Source organism: Azospirillum argentinense, assembly GCF_000632475.1.
Classification (GTDB): Bacteria; Pseudomonadota; Alphaproteobacteria; order Azospirillales; family Azospirillaceae; genus Azospirillum; species Azospirillum baldaniorum.
Genome location: NZ_CP007797.1, coordinates 488,763 through 510,000, shown reverse-complemented (window position 1 = coordinate 510,000; position 21,238 = coordinate 488,763). Strand labels below are relative to the sequence as shown.

Below are 21,238 nucleotides of genomic sequence, written 5' to 3'. Positions count from 1 at the left end.
CCGCTGAGTTTAGGATCAAGCGTCTGAAGGGCATCTGGTGGATGCCTTGGCACTGAGAGGCGATGAAGGACGCAGCACGTTGCGATAAGCCATGGGGAGCCGCGAGCAGGCTTTGATCCGTGGATTTCCGAATGGGGCAACCCACCGCGCAAGCGGTATCCCATGCTGAATTCATAGGCATGGGAGGCGAACCCGGCGAACTGAAACATCTAAGTAGCCGGAGGAAAGGACATCAACCGAGACTCCGCTAGTAGTGGCGAGCGAACGCGGACCAGGCCAGTCATTCAGTCTACATAACCGGAACCGTCTGGAAAGGCGGGCCAGAGCGGGTGATAGCCCCGTACGGGTAAACCGGACTGAATGCTCGAGTAGGGCGGGGCACGTGAAACCCTGTCCGAACATGGGGGGACCACCCTCCAAGCCTAAGTACTCCTCAGTGACCGATAGTGCACCAGTACCGTGAGGGAAAGGTGAAAAGCACCCCGACGAGGGGAGTGAAACAGTTCCTGAAACCGGATGCCTACAAGCAGTCGGAGCGGCCTTGCGCCGTGACGGCGTACCTTTTGTATAATGGGTCAGCGACTTACAGTAAGCAGCGAGCTTAAGGCGATAGCCGGAGGCGCAGCGAAAGCGAGTCTGAAGAGGGCGCTTGAGTTGCTTGCTGTAGACCCGAAACCCGGTGATCTAGCCATGGGCAGGTTGAAGGTGCGGTAACACGCACTGGAGGACCGAACTCACGCCTGTTGAAAAAGTCGGAGATGACCTGTGGCTAGGGGTGAAAGGCCAATCAAACCGGGAAATAGCTGGTTCTCCGCGAAAGCTATTTAGGTAGCGCGTCGGGCGATTGCCCACGGGGGTAGAGCACTGGATGGGCTAGGGGGCCTCGCGGCTTACCAAACCTAACCAAACTCCGAATACCGTGGAGCACAGCCCGGCAGACAGACGGTGGGTGCTAAGGTCCATCGTCGAGAGGGAAACAGCCCAGACCGCCAGCTAAGGTCCCCAAATCACGGCTAAGTGGGAAAGGATGTGGGAAGGCCATGACAACCAGGAGGTTGGCTTAGAAGCAGCCATCCTTTAAAGAAAGCGTAATAGCTCACTGGTCTAGTTAAGCCGGCCTGCGCCGAAAATGTATCGGGGCTCAAGCCGTGTACCGAAGCTGCGGATGTGATCTCTGATCACGTGGTAGCGGAGCGTTCCGTAAGCCTGCGAAGGGTCCCCGCGAGGGTGCCTGGAGGTATCGGAAGTGAGAATGCTGACATGAGTAGCGACAAACAGTGTGAGAAACACTGTCGCCGAAAGTCCAAGGGTTCCTGCGCAAGGTTAATCCACGCAGGGTGAGCCGGCCCCTAAGGCGAGGCCGAAAGGCGTAGTCGATGGGAACCACGTTAATATTCGTGGGCCAGCGGGTGTGTGACGAATGGGAAAGCGTGTCGGGCCTTATCGGATTGGCCCGGCTGGGGACCCGTTCCAGGAAACAGCCCCCGCATCAGACCGTACCCCAAACCGACACAGGTGGACTGGTAGAGTATACCCAGGCGCTTGAGAGAATGGTGTTGAAGGAACTCGGCAAATTGCCCTCGTAACTTCGGAAGAAGAGGGCCCCGTTGTGGCGCAAGCCATGGCGGGGGGCACAGACCAGGGGGTGGCGACTGTTTACTAAAAACACAGGGCTCTGCGAAGCCGTACAAGGCGACGTATAGGGTCTGACGCCTGCCCGGTGCCGGAAGGTTAAGAGGAGGGGTTCACGCTCCGAATTGAAGCCCCGGTAAACGGCGGCCGTAACTATAACGGTCCTAAGGTAGCGAAATTCCTTGTCGGGTAAGTTCCGACCTGCACGAATGGCGTAACGACTTCCCCGCTGTCTCCAACACCAACTCAGCGAAATTGAACTCTCCGTGAAGATGCGGAGTACCCGCGGTCAGACGGAAAGACCCCGTGCACCTTTACTACAGCTTTGCAGTGGTGCTAGGGATCTCATGTGTAGGATAGGTGGGAGGCTAGGAAGCCCGGGCGCCAGCTCGGGTGGAGCCACCCTTGAAATACCACCCTTGAGGTCTCTGGCATCTAACCGCGCTCCGTCGATCCGGAGCCGGGACCCTGCATGGCGGGTAGTTTGACTGGGGCGGTCGCCTCCCAAAGTGTAACGGAGGCGCGCGATGGTGGGCTCAGAGCGGTCGGAAATCGCTCGTCGAGTGCAATGGCATAAGCCCGCCTGACTGCAAGACAGACAAGTCGAGCAGAGACGAAAGTCGGCCATAGTGATCCGGTGGTTCCATGTGGACGGGCCATCGCTCAACGGATAAAAGGTACGCCGGGGATAACAGGCTGATGACTCCCAAGAGTCCATATCGACGGAGTCGTTTGGCACCTCGATGTCGGCTCATCACATCCTGGGGCTGGAGCAGGTCCCAAGGGTTCGGCTGTTCGCCGATTAAAGTGGTACGTGAGCTGGGTTTAGAACGTCGTGAGACAGTTCGGTCCCTATCTGCCGTGGGTGTCGGAGTTTTGCGAGGATCTGTCCCTAGTACGAGAGGACCGGGATGGACATACCTCTGGTGCACCGGTTGTCACGCCAGTGGCATGGCCGGGTAGCTAAGTATGGACGGGATAACCGCTGAAAGCATCTAAGCGGGAAACCCACCTCTAAACCAGAACTCCCTTGAGAGCCGTGACAGACCATCACGTCGATAGGAGGCATGTGGACGGGCGGCAACGCCTGAAGCTGAGCCTTACTAATCGCTCGATCGGCTTGATCCTTCCCAGCAGGCGGCCCGCGCGCAGCGGCAAGCCCTGGGCGCACGAGCCAACACCGCAAAGAACAAGAGCAAACGTCCTCGATCAACAAAACCTCTGCCGTCCAGTCCGGATGGTTCGCGTGTGCCTTGGTGACCTGGTGGTCATGGCGAGGCTCCCAACACCCGATCCCATTCCGAACTCGGCCGTGAAACGCCTCAGCGCCGATGGTACTGCGTCTTAAGACGTGGGAGAGTAGGTCGCCGCCAGGTCACCACGGCACACGCCACACCAACACGGACGTGGACGCAGCAAGGCTTCAGACACACTTGACAATCGGCTTCATGAACGGCAAGGCCGGCGCTTTCCCACGTGGGAAGCGCCGGTTTTTCGTTGTGCCTGTTGTGCCAAAGATGTCGACGCGGGCCCCCTCCCTAACCCTCCCCCGCCCCCGGCGGGGGAGGGGATCACGGTTCAGCCGTAGAGGTCGTTCCGCATCGCATGATCGTAGTGCGCGTCGATCGTCGCGGCGGTGGAGGCGTCCTGATTCGTCATGGCGGCCAGCATCTGGCCGGGGGTCGGGAGGATGCCGCGCCCGATCCGCGATTCCGGACCCCACAGCTTGGCCCGGTTCACTGCCTTGCCGCAGTGGAACAGCACCTCATCCACGCTCACGACGATGGCCGTCTTGGGAATTTTCGTCCCCTCGGCGAGGCTGGCGCGGAGAGCCGCGTCGTCGGAGACGCGGCCGTGCCCATTGATCCGCATGAAGACGTCCAGGCCCGGGAAGAGGAACAGCATCCCCAGCCGATCATCCTCCAGAAGGTTGCGCATGGACTCGATCCGGTTGTTGCCCGGCCAGTCGGCGAAGGCGACGGTCTTGGCGTCGAGCATCCTGACAAAGCCCGGCGGGCCGCCGCGCGGCGAGGCGTCCAGACCCGCAGCGCGACCGGTCGCGAGGCAGAAGAAGGTGGCCTTGGCGAGGTAATCGGCGTGAAAGGAGATCAACTCCGTCATGACCGCCTTCTGGACATGCTCCATCGGCGGGTCGTAAAGCCGGTCGAGGTCGGGCGTGTGCGAGCGGGGTTTCTGCGGGGTCATGGCTTTCTCCTGTCGCGAGCAGTCTAGCGGGCGACCGAAGGCGGCGCTAAGCTATGGCGGCCATTCGATAGCGGGTTGACGCCATGTCCGAGGAACGGTTCGCCTTTGCCGCGAGTGATGCGCGCGAACCGATCATCGTCGCCATCTACGAGACGCAGGCCGAACATAGCGCGCTGGGGCTGCACAGCCACCCGCGCGGCCAGCTTTCCGGTTTGCGCCGCGGCTTGCTCACCATCGGCACGGAGACGGACACCTGGGTGGTTCCCGCCGAGCACGCGGTCTGGCTTCCGCCCCACCAGCCGCACCATGGCTACACCCACGGGGCCGTCGAGGGGTGGAGCTGCTACATCGCGGAAGCCGCCTGCGCGACGCTGCCGGACCGGCCCTGCATCATCAAGGTGTCCGGGCTGTTGCGCGAGGCGGTGATCCGCGCCTCCGGATGGCAGGGATGGGAGCTGAACGAGGCGCAATGGCGCCTTGCCATGGTCCTCCTCGACGAACTCAGGGCTTCGCCCATCGACCCCTTCACCTTGCCGATGCCGCGCGACCCGCGCCTTCTCCGGATCGCGCGGGCCTTGCTCGACGATCCCGGGGATCGGCGCGGCATGGGCGCCTGGGCCTCCTGGGCGGGCGTGTCCGAGCGGACGCTGAGCCGCCGCTTCGTGGCGGAGACCGGTCACAGCTACACCGCGTGGCGGCAGCGGGCGCGCCTGATGCGCGCGCTGGAGATGCTGGCCGAGGGCGCGCCGGTGACGACCGTGGCCATCGACCTCGGCTACGACAGCGTCAGCGCCTTCATCGCCTTGTTCAAGCGGACGCTGGGCGTGACGCCATCGGCCTATTTCGGCTGAGCGGAATGGGGAAGGAACGGGTTGGTCTCAAGCGATGCCTGAAACGACGAGGGGCCGCTTGATGAACAAGCGGCCCCCGTAGACACTGTCGTGCCCCGAAACTGGAGCGGGCGAAGGGATTCGAACCCTCGACCCCAACCTTGGCAAGGTTGTGCTCTACCCCTGAGCTACGCCCGCAATGTGGCGCGAGTGACGGGACTTGAACCCGCGGCCTCCGGCGTGACAGGCCGGCGCTCTAACCAACTGAGCTACACCCGCATATGGCTCCGGATGCTGGACTCGAACCAGCGACACGCGGATTAACAGTCCGCTGCTCTACCGACTGAGCTAATCCGGAACGGAGGCCGGCTTATACGGGTCCCAGCGGCGCAGCGCAAGCAGGAACTTCACCGGGTGGCGAAGTTTTTTTCCGCCCCCCTTCAGGCGACCCCGAGCAGGCTCTGCACCGCCCGGACGATGCTGTCCTCGGAGAAGGGCTTCTGGACGACGGACAGCTGGCCCGGCTCCTCCTTGGGCAGGTTGTCGCTGTAGCCGGTGGTGACCAGGATGGGCAGTTCGGGGCGCTGCTCCTGCATGCGGGCGATCAGGCTGGTGCCGTCGAAGTGCGGCATGCGCAGGTCGGTGATCAGGATGTCGGCGGGATCGTTCTGGTCGATCTTGAAGGCATCGAACCCGTTGCGCCCGATGGTCACGCGGAAGCCGCGCTCCTCCAGGGTTTCGGCAATGGTGACCGCGACGACGGGGTCGTCTTCGGCAACGATCACATGAAAGGTCTGGGACATGACGGGCGGGCCTCTTGTCTGCACGGTCCCGATTCCTGTAGCCCATCGGGCGGCGGCGGACCAATGCGCAATAGGTCATAAACCGCCGTCTCCGCCATACCGCCCCCGGCCAAGGTGTCGGCCGTTCAGCGCAGACCGATCGGCGCCAGCCGATCAGCGGCCGGTCAGCGGCCGGTCAGCGGATGATTCGCAGGTTGCTGAGCTGGCCGGCGATGGTGCGGAACACCGTCTGCAGGTCCGCCGGCGTCGGGCTGTCGAAATAATGGTTCGGGCCGGGCGAGGCGCAGCTTTCGTAGAGGGTGCGGGTGGCGCTGCTGGCGCTGTCGCCGACGGTGATGGTGAAGAGGGTGATCCCCGCCGCCTTCATGTTGCTGCACAGCGTCAGCATGCGGTTGTTGATCGCCGTCGTCACCTGATTGGTATCGGTGGTGCCCAGCAGCCCGTCGCTGAGGCGCTGGTAGCTGGTGTAGTCGCCCTGCGGCTTGTACTTGTACCACTCGTTGTTGCCGTCGGTCAGCAGGACGACCGCCTTGGACATGTCGGGTGTGCCGTAGTCGAGCGGCAGCGTGTCCGGCGTCGTGCCGCCCCACAGGCCGCGCCACTTCGGCGACAGGGTGAACCAACCGGCCTGCAGCCCCTGGTTCGCCATGGTGCCGCCGCGGTTCACCGGCTTCAGCCCGGCGATCTTGGCGAGCAGCGCCGAACGGTCGTTGGTCAGCGCCATGATCGGCGGCGGACAGCCGAGGTTCGGTCCGGCCATGTCGTTGGTCTGGCGGTAGGTGCCGTCGTCGGTGATGTTCGTGGGAGTCCAGGGGTTGTCGTTGTTGGTCCCGGTGTACTGGTTGTTCGGGTACCAGAAGGGCTTGAAGGGGCCGACGGCTGGCGGGGTGTCCGTCTGGTCCTGCGGCTGGGTGCGCGCCAGGACGCAGCCGCGCCAGCCCTGGGAGGCCCATTTGGTGGCGTCGTAGCTGCCCGCCGCCAGCCAATTGGCTCGGGTCTTGCCGATGTTGACCTCCGCCGCGTAGGGGGCGAGGGAGACCCACAGGTTCTTTGGTGGCGCGCTGCCCGGCCCGAACAGGATGTTGACGAGGTCGGTGGCGGCGCTGCGCAGCTCCCCGATGCGGTTGTTGGTCGCCATGGAACCGGTGACGTCGAGCACCAGCGCCAGCTCCAGCCCGGCGTTGGCGCGCTGCACCTGGTTGGTGACCGAGATGGTCAGCTCGTTCACCTGCAGGACCCGCAGGAAGGTCGTCGGCAGCGTGGCGGTGACCGAAACGCCGACGCGCTGGTTCGTCTGGTCCAGCGTCACCGCCGGGGTGCCGATGGCCGCCCCTAGAAAGCCCGGCGGCAGATTGGCCGCGACGAACATGGCGATGTCGCTCTGCGCGTCCGCCGAGGAGTTCAGCATCTTGCCGGCGGCCAGCGCCCCGGCGTCGATGGCGGTCTGGAGGCGGGACTGCACGAGGAAGGCCCGACCGTAGTCCACCGCCAAGCCGACCATGCCGAGCAGGGGCACTGCGGCGGCGGCGAACATCAGCGCGGTGGCGCCCCGGCGGTCCCGCCGCACCGCGCCCAGAGAGGTGGCGCCCAGAGAGGCGAGCAGGCGGGCCGCGGTCAGGAAGCGTGTTCTCATGGCCCGGTCTCCAGCGTGGTGAGCGTGCCGAGCCGGGGCTGGTAGACGGCGCTGGCGTAGAGCGTCGTGGAGGTCCCGGCGTCGCCGAGCCACGGTCCGCTCAGCAGATAGGGGGTGAAGCGGTAGAACAGCTCGGTGAAGATGGCGTTGTCGCCGGGCTGCTGGGTGAAGCCGGGTGGCAGCGTGGCCGCCCCGCCCGCGGCGCCGTAGTGGCTGATGGCGGAGCCGGTGCCGGCCCGTTCCTGCCACATCACCCGCGATCCCTGGCCCATATTGGCGACCGAGGTGACGATCACCTGCCCGCCGGCCATCAGGTCCAGCGGCTGGGCGACCTCCGTCGCGGCGAGGAACAGCACGCCGACCTCGTTCCCCTTCACCACGGTCATGCCGGCGCGCAGCTTGTCGAACTGGGTGGCGATGTCGCTGACGTTGGCGGCGGTGCGGTTCAGGGTCAGGGTGATGCTGACGTAGCGCACCACGTCCACAGTGGCGGTGACCAGCAGCAGAAGGACCGGCGCCAGCAGCGCCATCTCCAGCGCCGCGACGCCGCTGCGGTCGCGCGGCAGGGGCCGGCGCCGGGATTTCGGGACCTGTATCGCCGTCATGCCGGTCATTCCCCCACCATGAAGGGTTCGTTGCGCACGGCCAGCCGGGCCTCGTGGATCAGCTCCGCCCGTCCCAGGACCGTGGCGCCCAGCCCGGTCAGCACCGGCTGGGTGTAGCGCAGCGTGTAGACGACGACCTGCCCGCTGCCGCCCAGCGCCGTCCCGGTCTGATTGGCGTCCCAGTCGGTGGAGCCGCAATTCAGGTCGGTGAGCGAGGTGGAGGGCGGAACCCCGCCGTTGATCTGGCCCAGCGTGGTGAAGGAGGCGTAGCTGTGGCTGCGCACCGACAGGCGGCTCTGGTCGAGCACCCGGCTGGTCAAGCGGTACACCGTGTCGCAGACCTGGGCGCGGCGGTCGGTGAAGCCGGTCGCCAGCTCCCCGGTGAAGCCGCTGCGGGCGGCGGCGCGGGCGGCGTGGTTGAGCAGGCCGTCCACGGTCAGCGAGTAGGACACCTCGGCCAGCGCGATCATGCCCGCGATCAGCGCCGGGGAGACGATCGCCAGCTCCAGCGTGGTCAGGCCCCGGCGGTCACGCAGGGCGCGGCGAACGGGAGAGGGGCGGCTGCGCATGGGGCCGCCTCACGGTTTGAAGGCGACGAACTGGCGCGCCGTCTCGTAGAAGGCCAGATTCGAGCGGACGTTGGCGTCGTCGAGGTCGAGCCGGGCCACGCGGGCAGCCGCCTCCAGATCGCCCTTCAGCCCGTAGGCCAGCGCGAGGTTCTGGCGCACGCGGGGGGAATCAACCCCGCCTTGGACCAGCCCTTCCAGGATCGCCACGCCCTCCGCGCTGCCGTTAAGCGCCAGCGACAGGCCGAGGTTGGCCATGGCCGTCGCGTTGTTCGGTTCTGCCTTCAGGACGTGACGGTATTCGCCCTGCGCCTCCGCGTGCCGCCCGGCGAGGTCGAGGGCGACGCCGCGGTTCAGACGGGCGCGCAGATCGTCGTCGTTGCGGCGGAGCAGGGCGTCGAAGCGGTTCAGCGCGTCGTCCGGCCGGTTGGCGCGGACCAGCGCGCGGCCCAGCGCCGTCTGCACCTCCACATTGTCGGGCACCGCGGCGGCGGCCTTTTGAAGCTCGACCACCGCGTCGGCGGCGGACCCGCTCTCCGACAGGGTCTCGCCGAGCCCGAGCAAGGCGCCGACATGGCCCGGCGCCTGATCCAGCACCGCCCGGTAGAAGCGCACCGCGGAGCCGGTGTTGCCGGCCTCCTGCGCGGCGCGGGCGAGGCGGAGCTGCACGCGCGCCTTGTCGTCCAGGGTGGCGTTGGCCGTCGGGCCGCTCTTCGACCCCACCGGCCCGCCGCCCGGCGCCGAGGCGCAGGCGCTGACCGACAGCAGCAGGAGGGCCGCCGCCGCGGCACGGCCCAGACCGGAGAGGCGCTTCTTCGGCCACGGTCCCCTCTCCCGCCCCGGGAGAGGGTGGCGCCATAGGCGCCGGGTGAGGGTCGTGCGAGGATCAACAAACCCATCCTCGGCGGTACCGTGCGAGGATCAACAAACCCATCCTCGGCGGTACCCTCACCCTTCCCGCGCGTTGCGCGGGCCCCTTCCCTCTCCCGGGACGGGAGAGGGGATGTCGGATGCGATGACGCTGGAATGGCGATCATGGCTGACCTCCCTTGGTCTGGCTGTGGGGCGGGTTCGAATGGGCTTGTTGGCTATGGGTTTGCTGGCTGTTGCCGGCGCTGTCGAAGCTGCGCGAAACGTCGAGCATGGCGGGGCCGCCGACGACGATGAAGACGCAGGGCAGGATGAAGACCACCATGGGCAGGGTGAGCAGCACGGGCAGGCGGGCCGCCTTCTCCTCGAACCGGGCGAGGCGCTGGGCGCGCATCTCCCCGGCCAGGACGCGCAGCGCCTGGGCCAGCGGCGTGCCATAGCGCATGGCCTGGATCAGCGTCGTCGCCATGCCGCGCACGCCCTCCATGTCCAGCCGGGCGGCCAGATTGTTGAGCGCGCCGCCGCGGTCGGACAGCACGCGCATCTCCGCCGCGGTGGCCGACAGCTCGGCGCTCAGCGCCGGGTAGGCGGTCGCCACCTCGCGGGCCACGCGGTCCACCGCCGCTTCCAGGCCGAGGCCGGCCTCGCCACAGATCACCAGCAGGTCGAGCGCGTCGGGCAGGCCGTTGCGCACCTCCTCCAGGCGGCGGTCGCGCATCCGGCCCAGCGCCAGATCGGGCAGCCGCCAGCCGAGCAGGGCGCCGGCCACCACCTGCGCCGCAGCACCCGGCGCGCCGATCAGCGACGGCAGCAGGTCGCCCGCCGCCGCCGGGACCAGCGCCATCCCGGCGCCGATGCACAGAAGCTTGATGCCGAGCAGGGAGTAGAGGTGGCCGGGCTGGTTGTAGCCGGCGGCGATCAGGCTCTTGCGCATCCGCTCGCGGTCGGCGGAGCCGACGAGCGGTGTGCGGGCCAGCGCGGCGCCGATCCGGCTCAGCGGGCTGCGGCGCTCGGTCTCCGGCAGGGCGGCGGGCGCGGTCCCGGCGCGCAGCCGCTCCAGCCGGGCCAGCAGCCGCTCGCGCAGCACGCAGGAGCGCAGCCCGGCCACCCCGGTCAGGATCATCAGCACGCCGAAACCGAGAAGGACCGGCGGCGGGATCAGGCCGCCCATCACGCCGCCGCTCATGACAGGGTCCTCCGGATGAGGAGCTGCATGGAGCCGACGCCGACCAGCAGCAGCGCGCCGGCCACCGCCAGCATCGTCTGGCCGCTCGGCTCGTCGATCAGCCGCCACGCGTAGTCGGGGTTCAGCATCGCCATGCCGCCGCCGGCCAGGAAGGGGAGGGCGGCCAGCACCGCGGCGGAGCTGCGCGCCTCCGAGGTCAGGGCGCGGGTGCGCATCTGCACGCGGCGGCGCTGGCGGATCATGTCGGCCAGATTCTCCAGCGGCTCCGTCAGGTTGCCGCCGGTCTCCCGCTGCAGCAGCAGGGTGACGACGAAGAAGCGGAACTCCGGCAGGCGGACGTTGGCGGCGGCGCGGGCCAGCACGGTCTCCAGGTCGATGCCCATGGCCGTCTCGTCGACGATGCGGCGGAACAGCGGGGCGATCGGCTCGGACAGCTCGGTGCCGACCATGCGCAGGCTCTCCGACACCGGGATGCCGGCGCGGGTGGCGCGGACGACGAGGCTGATCGCGTCGGGAAGCTGGTTCATCAGCGCCTCCAGCGTCTTGCGGCGGCTGGCGGCGAAGACGAGGCGCGGCGTGACCAGCAGGGCCACGGCGGCGGCGGTTGTGGCGCCCGCGTCGCCCATCACCGGCCCGCCCAGCCACCAGCACAGGCCGGCGGCGATCACGGCGTACAGAAGCGCCCGCCACAGCCGGATGCCCGGCGGCAGATAGACGGTCTGGCGCCGCGCGTAGAAGCGCGACATGCGCCGCTTCACCCGGTCGGCGAGGGTCAGGGACCCGGCGCCGGTGATGTCGGGGCTGCCGTCTTTGAGCACCGCCCTTGCCTCGGCCGACAGGGCGGCCAGCCTGCGGCGCAGCGCCTTGCGGCGGCGGAAGGCGCGCAGGGTGGACAGGGCGAAGAGCAGCGTCCCAACGCCGAGGAGGAGGGTGGCGAGCTGGAGGGCCTGGATGCGGTCCATCGCGTGTCCCCTCCTGCTACAGGCCGGTGGTGGCGGCGTTCCAGGCCGCCTCCTGCCCGAAATAGGCCAGCCGCTCGGCGAAGCGCGGGCGCAGGCCGGTGGCCGCGTAGCGCCCCTCCAGGATGCCGTCGCGGTTCTCGCCGCGGAATTCGAAGGTGAAGAGGTCCTGGGTCAGGATCACGTCGCCCTCCATGCCGACCAGTTCGGTGACGTGGGTGATGCGGCGCACGCCGTCGCGCATCCGCTGGACCTGGACGATGACGTTGACCGCCCCGGCGATCTGCTGGCGGATGGCGCGGCTGGGCAGGTTCATGCCGGCCATCAGCACCATGTTCTCGACGCGGCTCAGCGCGTCGCGCGGGTTGTTGGCGTGGATGGTCGACATCGACCCGTCATGGCCGGTGTTCATGGCCTGGAGCATGTCGAAGGCCTCCGCCCCGCGCACCTCGCCGATGATGATTCGGTCGGGACGCATGCGCAGCGCGTTGCGGACGAGGTCGCGCTGCGTCACCTGCCCCTGGCCCTCCAGGTTGGGCGGGCGTGTCTCCAGCCGGACGACGTGGGGCTGCTGGAGCTGGAGTTCGGCCGCGTCCTCGATGGTGATGACGCGCTCGGTCGCCTCGATGGGGCGGGACATGGCGTTGAGCAGCGTCGTCTTGCCCGAGCCGGTGCCGCCGGAGATGATGACGTTCAGCCGGCAGCGCCCGATGATCTCCAGCGCGCGGGCCATCGGCTCCGACAGGCTGCGGAACTCCACCAGCTCGCGGAAGCCGATGGTGCGGCGGGCGAATTTGCGGATGGAGATGCAGGCGCCGTCGAGCGCCAGCGGCGGCACCACGATGTTGACGCGGCTGCCGTCGGCCAGCCGGGCGTCGACCATCGGGCTGGATTCGTCCACCCGCCGCCCGACCGCCGAGGCGATGCGCTGCGCGATGTTCAGCAGATGCCCGGCGTCGCGGAAGCGCACCGGCATTTCCACCAGCTTGCCGCGCTGCTCGGCGAAGGTGTGGGAGGGGCCGTTGACCATGATGTCGGTGATCGCGTCGTCGGCCAGCAGCGGTTCCAGCGGCCCCAGCCCGATCATGTCGTGGACCAGCTCCGTCGCCAGCGTGGCCTGCTCGCGCCCGTTCAATTGGCTGCGGCTGGTGGTGGCGATGTCGTCGATCAGCCGCTCGACCAGCGGGCGCAGCGTCTCCGCCGGCATGTCGGCGATGCTCGCCGGGTCGATGCGGGCCAGCACCTGCGACCGGATGTCGTTCAGCGAGCGGTTGACCGGGCGCAGCGCGGCCGGCGGTGGCGGGACGGGGGCCGCCGCCGGTGCGGGGGCCGGGGTGGGCTTCGGCTCCTCGGGCGAGGGGCTGGCGACCGTCAGGGAGGGGGGTGCGGTCTTGCGGCCGAACAGCGTGCTCATCGCCTCACCCAGCGGCGGAACAGGCCGTCCTGGGCGGCGGGCTGGCCGGCGACGTCGGCGCCCAGCCGCTCCATCGCCTCGCGGAAGCGGCGGCAATGGCGGAAGGCCGGCTCGCCGACGCCCGCGGCGACGGCCAGCGGCACCGGGCGGTAGGGCAGGGCGTGCTCCGGCGGCTCGCCCAGCGTCCGCATGAGGTCCGCCGCGGGAAGCTCGCCGGGGGCACCGCGCCGGTTCAGGACGGTGACGAGACGCCCGCCGCCGGACCGGCGCGCGATGGCGGCGCGCAGCCGCACCAGATCGCGCAGCCCCGCGACGCTGGCGTCGCCGACCAGGACTGCGATGGACGCCGCCTCCAGCGCGGCGCGGGCGGCCCCGCCCTGGGCGCGGCCGGCGTCCACGACGACGTAGTTGTGGCGGGCCTGGAGACGATTCAGCACCGACAGGGCGGCGGTCGGCGCGATGTCGATCACGTCCTCCACCGGCTCCTCCGCCGCCAGGACGGACAGCCGGTCGGAGGCGGCGACCATGGCGCGCTCCATGAACACGTCGTCCACCCGGTCGGGCGCCTCGACCGCCTCGCGCAGCGCCGGCTCGGGCCGCAGGTTGAGGGCCAGAGCCACCGTGCCGTTCTGCAGGTCGAGGTCGACCAGCGCCGTGCGCCCGCGCGCTCCGTCGGCCAGCCAGCAGCCCAGATGCACCGCCACCGTGGTCGTGCCCACGCCGCCGCGCGCGCCGACCACCGCCACCAGCTTGCCCAGCCGGCCCGTCGCCTCGTCCGCCGCGGTGCCGGCGCCGGCGGCGCGCAGCGCCCCCTCCAGCAGGTCGCGGGACAGCGGCTTGAACAGATAGTCGGTGACCCCGATCCGGCGCAGGTCGCGGTAGAGGCCGATGTCGTTGCTGTCGCCGACCGCGATGACCCGCACCGACGGGTCGCAAACCCCGGCCAGCGCCTCCATGGCGGCCAGCGGGTCGGCGACGCCGGACAGATCGACCAACAGCAGGTCGGGCGAGCGCTGGCGAGCGAGGTCGCGGACGGCGCTGCGGATGTCGCCGGTCCGCACCTCGCAGGGCAGCAGGGACGGCGCCGCGCTGTTCAGCAGGGCGGCGCTGGCCGCGTCGGCGACGTAGGCGAGCAGGCGGGGACCGGCGCCGCGGGCGGCGTCGGCCGGCGACGGCGCGTCGCCGAGAAGGGTGGCGAGCAGGCTCATTGCTCCTCCTGGCTTCCGTTCAGGGCGGGGGACAGCACGAAGGCGCTGGTGCCGTTGCCCTTCACGAAGGGCTTCACCTGGTCGGCGCGGTAGCGCTGGATGGCGCCGGCCATGCGCTGGCCGTCGGCGGGCACGGTCTCCCGGCCCTGCACGAGGTCGCGTGGGTCGGCCAGCATCAGAGCGAGGTTGCGGCGGTTGCTGCAGCCCAGCGCCTCGGTCGGGCTGTTCTGGTACCAGCCGCTGTAGATGTCGCTCCATGCCGCGCAGTCCGGGGCCAGCGCGACGTAGGTGGTCACCTGGAGCGCCGGGGCGCCGGTCTGGTCGGGGGCGAAGGTGATGTTCTCCGGCGGCACGCCGGCCGCGCCCAGCAGGGAGGCGACGGCGGACCGCGCCGGGGCGGCCAGCAGCGGACCGGTGACCGTCACATGGGGGGTGGTGTCGCGGCCGAGCCCGGCCACCGTGCGGACCACCCGGGCGTGTTCCTCCGCGGTGATGGCGCCGCTGCGCGGGTCGATGGCGACGGGGACGGCGTTGCGGAAGGCCTTCACGGCGGGCGTCTGGGCGACGGGCATCGACGGGGGCGTCTGTGGCACGGCGCAGCCGCCCAGCAGACCCGTGAGGAGGGGCAGAAGCAGCATCGGCGTTCGCATGGCTCTGGGCATGGCGCTGTGCTCCGCGAAAGGGGTCATTGGAGGCTGAAGCCGGCGTCGCCGTGCAGGCGGGCGGCGCCCGGCCCGATGGCGAGAGGGGCGGTCGGGGCTGCGCTGCCGCCGCCCGGCGGGGGCTGCAGGCTCTGGGCACGGTTCAGGAAGATGCGCTCCACGTCGGTTGCCGCGACGAAGCCGTCGGTCGGGGCGGACAAGGCGTTGGCGGCGGACACCGGGCGGACGAGGTAGGGGGTCACGACGATGACCAGCTCCGTCTCGTTGCGGCGGAACTTGCTGGAGTGGAACAGAGCCCCCAGCACCGGCACGTCGCCCAGCCCCGGCACGGCGTCCAGCGTCGCCGAGGTGTTGTTCTGGAGCAGGCCGGCGATGGCGAAGCTCTGCCCGCTGGCCAGCTCGATGGTCGTCTCGGCGCGGCGCACCGACAGGCCGGGGATGCGGATGGAGTCGACCACGACGGCGCCGTTGTTGGTCAGCTCGCTGACCTCCGGGCGGACGCGCATGCTGATCTGGCCGCCGCCCAGCACGGTGGGGGTGAAGTCCAGGCTGACGCCGTATTTCTTGAACTGGATGGTGGTGGTGCGGTCGTACTGGGCGACCGGGATGGGGAACTCGCCGCCGGCCAGGAAGCTGGCCGTCTCGCCGGACAGGGCGGTCAGGTTCGGCTCGGCCAGCACGGTGATGAGACCGTCCTCGGCCAGCGCGTCGACCACCGTGTTGATGTCCACCCGCCCGTTGCTGGAGCGGTAGCTGCCGCCGAAGGAGTTGGTCGGGGGGGCGGCGCGGATCAGGTTGCCGGCGGCGTCCAGGATGGTCCGCCCGGTGGCGATCCCGAAGGCGAAGGAGCCGATGTTGAACATGCTTTCGAAATTGACGCCCAGCTCCTTGGTCACTTGGCGCGACACCTCGGCGACGCGGACCCGCAGGTTGACCTGGGCGGGAGCGGCGACGGTCAGGCGGTTGGTGACGGTCTGTCCCTGCCCGACGTAGCGCTCGGCCAGCTCGACCATCTGCCGCGCCGTGGCGGGGGAGGAGACGGTGCCGGTCAGCGAGATCCCGTTGCCGGTGCTCTGCACGTCGATGGCGGCGTTGGGCACTTGGGCGACCAGCTTGGACCGCAGGTCGCCGATGGGCATGGTGACGACGACGCTGAAGGAGGCCAACGGCTTGTTGTCCGCCGACAGGGCGTAGACGCTGGCCCGCCCCGGCGTCTTGGCGACGATGAAGAAGGCCTGCGGGCCGGAGGCCTGCACGTCGGCGATCTCCGGGGCGGAGGTGAAGACGCTGGCCGCCGGGGCCGGCAGGTTGACCGGCTGGCCGCCGCCGACCTCCAGCGTGATCTCGCGGGGGCGCTGCTGCGCCTGGGTGGGCGCCGCGGCCAGCGTCGCGAACAGCCCGGCCAGGAGGGCCGCCCCCATGATCCTGAGGGCCGCGACCCGGCTTGTGGTGTTGATGGTTGCCATCGTCATGACTTCGTCCCCCCTGGGTCGGCGCGCCGGTTCAGCGTTCGAGCGTTTCCGTCTTGGAGCCGCGGATGATGAGCAGCGCCGGGCGGCGGGCGGCGGGCGCCTCCGCGCTGTGGGGTGCGGGAAGCTGGCGCAGGGCGGGCGACACGTCCTCGGCCCAGGTCGGGGTCGAGGCGGCTTCCGCATCGCCCGTGGCGAGGACGGTCTCGTCGGAAAGCAGGCTGCGCAGCGCCAGCGACAGCTTGCCCATGGCGGCGGCGACGGTGACCGTCTCGCTCTGGCGGGCGGTGACCTCCAGCGTCACGGTGCGGGGGATGCGCCCGTCCGGCCCGTTCTTCGTCATGCCCGCCTCGCCGAGCTGCTGGTCGATGGCGATGACGCGCAGGTTCTGCAGGACGGTTTCGCCGACCGCCCGGCTGCGCAGGTCGCGCCCCGCCTGGGATTCGAAATTCTGGGTCAGGATCAGGTCCACGCGGTCGCCCGGCCAGATCAGCCCGCCGGTCGCGCTGACCGCGTCCACCGCCACCGAGACGGCGCGGCTGCCCGGCGACAGCACGGCGGCAAGGAAGCCGCGCTCCCCCGGCGCCACGATGTGGCCGGCCATGATCGGCTCGCCCGCGGTGAAGGAGCGGCGTGTGACGGCGCCGCTGTAGGCGCTTTCGGCCACGCGGCCCCGCACCATGTAGCCGTCCACCAGACGGCCCGGCGGCCAGGCTTCCCAGCGCAGATCCTCGGCGCGCAGAAGCATGCCGGTGGAGATCGGGCGGGCGGCGACCAGCACGGAGTCCATGGGCGCCTGGGGCGCCGGCACCGCGACGGCGGCGGTCGGGGCCGGCAGCATCGAGAAGGACACGTAGCCCACCAGCGACAGACCGACGAGCAGCAGGGACAGGAAAAGCACTCTCAGAACCATGCCGCTCCTCCGGTGGGGTTGGAGAGGGTGAGCAGCCCGCCGGCGGACAGAGCGACGCCGTAGGGCACGGAATGGCGGGTGGCGATGCGGTGCGCCTCGGCGGCGAGAAGGCGGACCGGCGTGGACCGTCCGCCAAAGCGGCGCAGTAGCCGGCGCACTGGGCGCGCCTTGCGCAGGGCCAGCCACCCGGCGAGATAGATGAGGGAGAGCACCCCTCCAGCCAGCGCGGTGGCGGTCGCGAAGGGGGCGGCCCGCTCCACCCCGACCAGCAGCAGGATGGCCGAGGCCAGCTTCACGTCCCCGCCGCCCAGCCAGCCCCGCCCGTGCAGGATGCACAGGACCAGGAACAGCGTGGCGGCGGCGGCAAGGCTGGCCCAGGGAAAGGGGGCGCCCTGCCACAGCGGAAGCGCGAGACCGAGGCTGGCGAGGAGGATCGACACCGTGTCCGGAATGATGCGCCGGCACAGGTCGTCCGCCGCCGCCCAGCCCAGCGCAAGTCCCGCCACGGGCGGTGCCAGGGAGAGGGGATCGAAGAGAGCGATCGTATCCATGGCGGGAGCTTTGCGTGGGAGGGGGAGGAGCGGCGTTTACGGAATTTTCGTCGAGGTGCCGCTGACCGTGGTGCCGATGCCGGTGAACAGGGTGCTGACGTTGGTGCCGAAGGTGCGGGCGCCGCCGATGATGACCAGCGCGACAAGCGCCGCCGCCAGACCGTATTCGAGGGCCGTGATGCCCTTGCGGTTCTTGGTGGCGGCCTGGACCGGGGAAATGATGGCGCGGATGTTGGCGAACAGGGTCATTGATTGTCTCCGTTGATAATTGCAACGCGAAGGGTTTTCGCTTCATCACTGTGAAGCGGAGGGGTCTGATTACTGATTTTCAGGGAATGCACGGCGTTTGTGATTTCAGGATGTCGAAGCCCGACATTTTAATAAACCTATCGATAGGGGTAGTCCGGCGGGCCGGTGCCGTTGTCCTCGCGATCCGCAACGCAACTTTTCGCGCTGCCTTCAGGCAAAGCGCAGGCGCTGCCATGTGCAGAAGAGCCGGGTCAAAGAAACGGGAAGGAGAGCGCCGTTCGAGGGCGTGAATAGCGGTCGGATTGCTTTGGAAGGAAATGATTAGAATTTGAAGTGATTATCGGACCATGACGGGATTGTGCCGGTGCTGCCGCCGCCGCTCCTTTCGCGGTGCGCGGAGCATTCGGAGTCCCGACGGTGGTGCCGCAGCACCTCGGAATGGTGGCTGGTTCGCCGGATGGCGAAGCAGAGTCGGTAGCCGGGTCGGGGTACCCTTTTCCGTCATGTCGAAGCATCCGGACCGGATCCTCCATCCGGGAATAGGGCCGGACGAACGGGACGAGGAGTTAATCCCGTCGGTCCTACGACCAGTGGCAATAGGTCGCACGTTCGTGATAATGAGAATAACTATCATCCAGGCCGAAGGGCATGGATACTGACCGGCAGGCCCCGCCATGAATTGCCGCCGTGGGCCACCGCCGTCAAGGAGCGAGAGTCAGGATGTCATTGTTCGGCAAATATGTCGCGCCGGCCGCGGCGCTGTCCTCCCTGTTGATCGCTGGCCTGTTGATCACTGGTGGCTCCGGTTTGGCGGCCGATCCGGCGGAGTTGCAGAAGGCGAAGGCCGAGCTGGGCAAGGCGCTGTTCTTCGACAACAACCTGTCCTCCACGCGCAGCCAGTCCTGCGCGACCTGCCACAACCCGGAATTCGGCTTCGCCGACCCGCGCGGTGCTGCGTCGCTGGGCGCGGACGGCAAGTCGCTGGGCGACCGCAACGCGCCGACCGCCGCCTACGCCCATCTTTCCCCGCGCTTCGGCTTCAAGGCCAACGGGGTTCCCTTCGGCGGGCAGTTCCACGACGGCCGCGCCGCCACCCTCCAGGAGCAAGCCGGCGGCCCGCCGCTGAACCCCGCCGAGATGGCCATGGCCTCCAAGGCGGAGGTGCAGGGGCGGTTGAAGGAGAACGCCGACTACGCGCGCAGCTTCGTCGCCCTCTACGGCGCGGGGGTGCTGGACGATGCCGACCGCGCCTACGACGCGATGACCGACAGCATCGCCGCCTTCGAGAAGACCGACGTCTTCTCGCCTTTCGATTCCAAGTACGACCGTTATCTGCGCGGCGAATACAAGATGACCGGCGAGGAGGAGCTGGGGATGACCCTGTTCTTCTCGCAGCAATTCACCAACTGCAACGTCTGCCACAAGCTGAACGCCATGCCGGCGGCGACGAACGAGGTCTTCACCAACTACGAGTACCACAACATCGGCGTGCCGGTGAACGCGGAGCTGCGGGCGGCCAACGGGGTGGCGCCGACGCACATCGACCGCGGGCTGGCCGAGAATCCGGCGCTGAAGGGCCAGAAGGCCCATGACCAGAAAGCCTATGAGGGGAAATTCAAGACGCCGACCCTGCGCAACGTCGCGGTGACCGGCCCCTACATGCACAACGGCGTCTTCAAGGACCTGGAGACCGTCGTCCGCTTCTACAACAAGTACAACAGCCGCAAGCCGGCCGACCAGATCAACCCGGAGACCGGCAAGCCCTGGGGCAATCCGGAAATCGCCGCCACCGTCTCCATCAAGGAGCTGGAGGAGGGCCCCGCGCTCGACGACCGCCGAATCAAGGCTCTGGTCGCCTTCATGAAGACGCTGACCGACGCCCGTTACGAACCGCTTCTGAAGTGAGCGCGGACGGGCGGGGTGGTCGCCATGGCCCCGCCGCCCGCCGCAAATTCGGCAATGCGCGCCCTGCTTGGCAAATGCATCTTGACAATGAGAGTGATTAGCGGCGCATGTTGAGAATGCTTCGCACTTTCATGGCTCTCACGCCAACGATCACCGACGCTTGAGGAGACCTTCATGTTCAAGCACGCCTCCGGCTTTGCCGCCGCGGCTCTCATCGCGCTGGCGCCGCTCGCCGCCGACGCCCAGTCGTCCAAGCCCGCCTACAAGGACGTGGTGAAGACCTACGCCGACATCGCCCAGGCCAGCTACGAGGACTCCGCCAGCACCGCCAAGGCGCTGAAGAAGGCCATCGACGCGCTGGTGGCCAACCCGTCGGACGCGACGCTGGCCGCCGCCCGCACGGCGTGGCTGAACGCCCGCGTCCCCTACATGCAGACCGAGGCCTTCCGCTTCGGCAACCCGATCGTCGACGAGTGGGAAGGCAAGGTCAACGCCTGGCCGCTCGACGAGGGCCTGATTGACTATGTGGACGACAGCTACGCCGGCGGCGACAGCAACCCGTTTGCCAAGGCCAACGTGATCGCCAACCCGAAGATCAAGGCCGGCGACAAGACCATCGACGCCCGCAAGATCACCAAGGAACTGCTGGCCGACACGCTGCACGAGGCCGGCAAGGTCGAGGCCAACGTGGCGACCGGCTACCACGCCGTCGAGTTCCTGCTGTGGGGCCAGGACCTGAACGGCACGGGTCCGGGCGCCGGCGACCGCAAGGCGACCGACTACGCCAAGGGCAAGGACTGCACCAACGGCAATTGCGACCGCCGTGCCCAGTTCCTGACCGTCGCCACCCAGATGCTCGTCGAGGATCTGGAGGAGATGGCCAAGGCCTGGGGCGCCAAGGGCAAGGCCCGCGCCTCCATCGCCAAGGCCAAGGAATCGGAGGGCGTCGCCCGCATCCTGACCGGCCTCGGCAGCCTGAGCTACGGCGAACTGGCCGGCGAGCGCATGAAGCTCGGCCTCATGCTGCACGACCCGGAGGAGGAGCATGACTGCTTCTCCGACAACACCCACAACTCGCACTATTACGACCAGGTCGGCATGGTCAACGTCTACAACGGGCGCTACACCCGCGTGGACGGCAAGGTCGTGACCGGCCCGTCGCTGTCGCAGTACGTCGCCGCCACTGCGCCGGAGGCCGACGCCAAGGTGAAGGAGGCGATGACCGCCACCACCGCCGCGATGAAGGTCATGAAGGACACCGCCGACAGCGGCAAGATGGCCTACGACCAGATGATCGGCACCGACAACGCCGAGGGCAACGCGATCATTTCGACCGCGGTGGACCGTCTGGTCGACCAGAAGAAGGCCCTGGAAGGCGTCGTCGCCGCCCTGGGCGTTTCGGTCGATCTGGCCGGTTCGGACAGCCTCGACAACCCGTCGGCTGTCGGGAAGTAAGACGTCGGCAAGTAAGCCGGCGAACCACGGGTTGCGACCCTTCTTCCCGCGTGGGGCGGCGTTGTCCGCTCCCCACCGACCGCCCGCGCGGGGGGAGGGGCCGCAGCCCTGTCTTTTCGTCCT

The 21,238-nt window shown here is 68.5% G+C and carries 18 protein-coding genes, 3 tRNA genes and 2 rRNA genes; 5 read left to right on the top strand and 18 right to left on the bottom strand.

What is annotated here, in order from left to right; translation table 11 throughout:
• The first annotated feature begins 13 nt into the window (after positions 1-13).
• Together ABAZ39_RS31580 and rrf are read left to right on the top strand one after the other, a co-directional pair.
• Positions 14-2,760, top strand: a 23S ribosomal RNA gene (locus ABAZ39_RS31580).
• Positions 2,761-2,892: 132 nt separating this feature from the next.
• Positions 2,893-3,008, top strand: a 5S ribosomal RNA gene (rrf, locus tag ABAZ39_RS31575).
• Between the two features lie 202 nt (positions 3,009-3,210).
• On the opposite strand, the gene ABAZ39_RS31570 is transcribed toward rrf, so the two are convergent.
• On the bottom strand, positions 3,211-3,837 hold the full coding sequence (locus ABAZ39_RS31570; RefSeq protein ID WP_040138251.1) for an MSMEG_1061 family FMN-dependent PPOX-type flavoprotein: 627 nt from the start codon (positions 3,835-3,837) through the stop codon (positions 3,211-3,213).
• Between the two features lie 83 nt (positions 3,838-3,920).
• Between ABAZ39_RS31570 and ABAZ39_RS31565 the strand changes: the two genes are divergently transcribed.
• A complete protein-coding gene (locus ABAZ39_RS31565; RefSeq protein WP_040138250.1) occupies positions 3,921-4,688 on the top strand; it encodes an AraC family transcriptional regulator in 768 nt (255 codons plus the stop codon).
• 102 nt (positions 4,689-4,790) lie between these two features.
• On the opposite strand, the gene ABAZ39_RS31560 is transcribed toward ABAZ39_RS31565, so the two are convergent.
• The 17 genes from ABAZ39_RS31560 to ABAZ39_RS31480 all read right to left on the bottom strand — a co-directional run bounded on the left by ABAZ39_RS31560 (position 4,791) and on the right by ABAZ39_RS31480 (position 17,755).
• Positions 4,791-4,865, bottom strand: a tRNA-Gly gene (locus ABAZ39_RS31560).
• A gap of 4 nt (positions 4,866-4,869) precedes the next feature.
• Positions 4,870-4,946 (bottom strand) — tRNA-Asp (locus tag ABAZ39_RS31555).
• Positions 4,947-4,949: 3 nt separating this feature from the next.
• A tRNA-Asn gene (locus tag ABAZ39_RS31550) sits at positions 4,950-5,025 on the bottom strand.
• An 82-nt stretch (positions 5,026-5,107) separates the two neighbouring features.
• Positions 5,108-5,470, bottom strand: coding sequence for a response regulator (locus ABAZ39_RS31545; protein ID WP_014200077.1), 363 nt, complete (start codon positions 5,468-5,470; stop codon positions 5,108-5,110).
• A gap of 175 nt (positions 5,471-5,645) precedes the next feature.
• On the bottom strand, positions 5,646-7,103 hold the full coding sequence (locus tag ABAZ39_RS31540) for a TadE/TadG family type IV pilus assembly protein (protein ID WP_040138249.1): 1,458 nt from the start codon (positions 7,101-7,103) through the stop codon (positions 5,646-5,648).
• Complete coding sequence (locus tag ABAZ39_RS31535) at positions 7,100-7,708, bottom strand: TadE/TadG family type IV pilus assembly protein (protein WP_081863498.1); 609 nt, start codon at positions 7,706-7,708, stop codon at positions 7,100-7,102. Before ABAZ39_RS31535 ends, ABAZ39_RS31540 begins: the two co-directional genes overlap by 4 nt.
• A gap of 5 nt (positions 7,709-7,713) precedes the next feature.
• Positions 7,714-8,277, bottom strand: coding sequence for a TadE/TadG family type IV pilus assembly protein (locus ABAZ39_RS31530; RefSeq protein WP_040138247.1), 564 nt, complete (start codon positions 8,275-8,277; stop codon positions 7,714-7,716).
• A 9-nt stretch (positions 8,278-8,286) separates the two neighbouring features.
• Positions 8,287-8,997, bottom strand: a complete 711-nt coding sequence (locus ABAZ39_RS33615) for a tetratricopeptide repeat protein (protein WP_051658800.1) — start codon at positions 8,995-8,997, stop codon at positions 8,287-8,289.
• Positions 8,998-9,307: 310 nt separating this feature from the next.
• Complete coding sequence (locus ABAZ39_RS36650; protein ID WP_051658799.1) at positions 9,308-10,330, bottom strand: type II secretion system F family protein; 1,023 nt, start codon at positions 10,328-10,330, stop codon at positions 9,308-9,310.
• Positions 10,327-11,292, bottom strand: coding sequence for a type II secretion system F family protein (locus tag ABAZ39_RS33610; protein WP_051658798.1), 966 nt, complete (start codon positions 11,290-11,292; stop codon positions 10,327-10,329). The genes ABAZ39_RS36650 and ABAZ39_RS33610 overlap by 4 nt, the downstream gene beginning before the upstream one ends.
• Before the next feature lie 16 nt (positions 11,293-11,308).
• Positions 11,309-12,703 (bottom strand): TadA family conjugal transfer-associated ATPase, encoded by a 1,395-nt coding sequence (locus tag ABAZ39_RS31510; RefSeq protein WP_051658797.1) that lies wholly within the window; start codon positions 12,701-12,703, stop codon positions 11,309-11,311.
• Positions 12,700-13,911: a CpaE/TadZ family protein gene (locus ABAZ39_RS33605; protein WP_051658796.1), complete on the bottom strand. Its 1,212-nt coding sequence runs from the start codon at positions 13,909-13,911 to the stop codon at positions 12,700-12,702. Before ABAZ39_RS33605 ends, ABAZ39_RS31510 begins: the two co-directional genes overlap by 4 nt.
• On the bottom strand, positions 13,908-14,573 hold the full coding sequence (locus ABAZ39_RS31500; RefSeq protein WP_247881801.1) for a CpaD family pilus assembly protein: 666 nt from the start codon (positions 14,571-14,573) through the stop codon (positions 13,908-13,910). The genes ABAZ39_RS33605 and ABAZ39_RS31500 overlap by 4 nt, the downstream gene beginning before the upstream one ends.
• A 23-nt stretch (positions 14,574-14,596) precedes the next feature.
• Positions 14,597-16,045, bottom strand: a complete 1,449-nt coding sequence (locus ABAZ39_RS31495) for a type II and III secretion system protein family protein (protein WP_051658795.1) — start codon at positions 16,043-16,045, stop codon at positions 14,597-14,599.
• Positions 16,046-16,076: 31 nt separating this feature from the next.
• Positions 16,077-16,955: a Flp pilus assembly protein CpaB gene (gene cpaB, locus ABAZ39_RS31490; protein ID WP_247881800.1), complete on the bottom strand. Its 879-nt coding sequence runs from the start codon at positions 16,953-16,955 to the stop codon at positions 16,077-16,079.
• Positions 16,946-17,506 carry an A24 family peptidase gene (locus ABAZ39_RS31485; protein WP_051658793.1) on the bottom strand — a complete coding sequence of 187 codons (561 nt, stop codon included), beginning with the start codon at positions 17,504-17,506 and terminating at the stop codon, positions 16,946-16,948. Before ABAZ39_RS31485 ends, cpaB begins: the two co-directional genes overlap by 10 nt.
• A 36-nt stretch (positions 17,507-17,542) precedes the next feature.
• Entirely contained in the window at positions 17,543-17,755 is a 213-nt protein-coding gene (locus ABAZ39_RS31480; RefSeq protein WP_051658792.1) for a Flp family type IVb pilin, read from the bottom strand.
• 720 nt (positions 17,756-18,475) lie between these two features.
• On the opposite strand from ABAZ39_RS31480, the gene ABAZ39_RS31475 reads away from it, so the two are divergent.
• On the top strand, positions 18,476-19,660 hold the full coding sequence (locus ABAZ39_RS31475) for a cytochrome-c peroxidase (protein WP_040138245.1): 1,185 nt from the start codon (positions 18,476-18,478) through the stop codon (positions 19,658-19,660).
• 174 nt (positions 19,661-19,834) lie between these two features.
• Positions 19,835-21,115, top strand: a complete 1,281-nt coding sequence (locus ABAZ39_RS31470; RefSeq protein WP_040138244.1) for an imelysin family protein — start codon at positions 19,835-19,837, stop codon at positions 21,113-21,115.
• Positions 21,116-21,238: the final 123 nt, after the last annotated feature.

Coding starts and splice junctions, on each gene's coding strand:
- ABAZ39_RS31540 (WP_040138249.1), bottom strand. CDS start 7,103: ATGAGAACACGCTTCCTGACCGCGGCCCGCCTGCTCGCCTCTCTGGGC.
- ABAZ39_RS31535 (WP_081863498.1), bottom strand. CDS start 7,708: ATGACGGCGATACAGGTCCCGAAATCCCGGCGCCGGCCCCTGCCGCGC.
- ABAZ39_RS31530 (WP_040138247.1), bottom strand. CDS start 8,277: ATGCGCAGCCGCCCCTCTCCCGTTCGCCGCGCCCTGCGTGACCGCCGG.
- ABAZ39_RS31570 (WP_040138251.1), bottom strand. CDS start 3,837: ATGACCCCGCAGAAACCCCGCTCGCACACGCCCGACCTCGACCGGCTT.
- ABAZ39_RS31475 (WP_040138245.1), top strand. CDS start 18,476: ATGTCATTGTTCGGCAAATATGTCGCGCCGGCCGCGGCGCTGTCCTCC.
- ABAZ39_RS31480 (WP_051658792.1), bottom strand. CDS start 17,755: ATGACCCTGTTCGCCAACATCCGCGCCATCATTTCCCCGGTCCAGGCC.
- ABAZ39_RS31510 (WP_051658797.1), bottom strand. CDS start 12,703: ATGAGCACGCTGTTCGGCCGCAAGACCGCACCCCCCTCCCTGACGGTC.
- ABAZ39_RS31565 (WP_040138250.1), top strand. CDS start 3,921: ATGTCCGAGGAACGGTTCGCCTTTGCCGCGAGTGATGCGCGCGAACCG.
- ABAZ39_RS31495 (WP_051658795.1), bottom strand. CDS start 16,045: ATGACGATGGCAACCATCAACACCACAAGCCGGGTCGCGGCCCTCAGG.
- ABAZ39_RS31500 (WP_247881801.1), bottom strand. CDS start 14,573: ATGCCCAGAGCCATGCGAACGCCGATGCTGCTTCTGCCCCTCCTCACG.
- ABAZ39_RS31485 (WP_051658793.1), bottom strand. CDS start 17,506: ATGGATACGATCGCTCTCTTCGATCCCCTCTCCCTGGCACCGCCCGTG.
- ABAZ39_RS36650 (WP_051658799.1), bottom strand. CDS start 10,330: ATGAGCGGCGGCGTGATGGGCGGCCTGATCCCGCCGCCGGTCCTTCTC.
- cpaB (WP_247881800.1), bottom strand. CDS start 16,955: ATGGTTCTGAGAGTGCTTTTCCTGTCCCTGCTGCTCGTCGGTCTGTCG.
- ABAZ39_RS31545 (WP_014200077.1), bottom strand. CDS start 5,470: ATGTCCCAGACCTTTCATGTGATCGTTGCCGAAGACGACCCCGTCGTC.
- ABAZ39_RS31470 (WP_040138244.1), top strand. CDS start 19,835: ATGTTCAAGCACGCCTCCGGCTTTGCCGCCGCGGCTCTCATCGCGCTG.
- ABAZ39_RS33605 (WP_051658796.1), bottom strand. CDS start 13,911: ATGAGCCTGCTCGCCACCCTTCTCGGCGACGCGCCGTCGCCGGCCGAC.
- ABAZ39_RS33610 (WP_051658798.1), bottom strand. CDS start 11,292: ATGGACCGCATCCAGGCCCTCCAGCTCGCCACCCTCCTCCTCGGCGTT.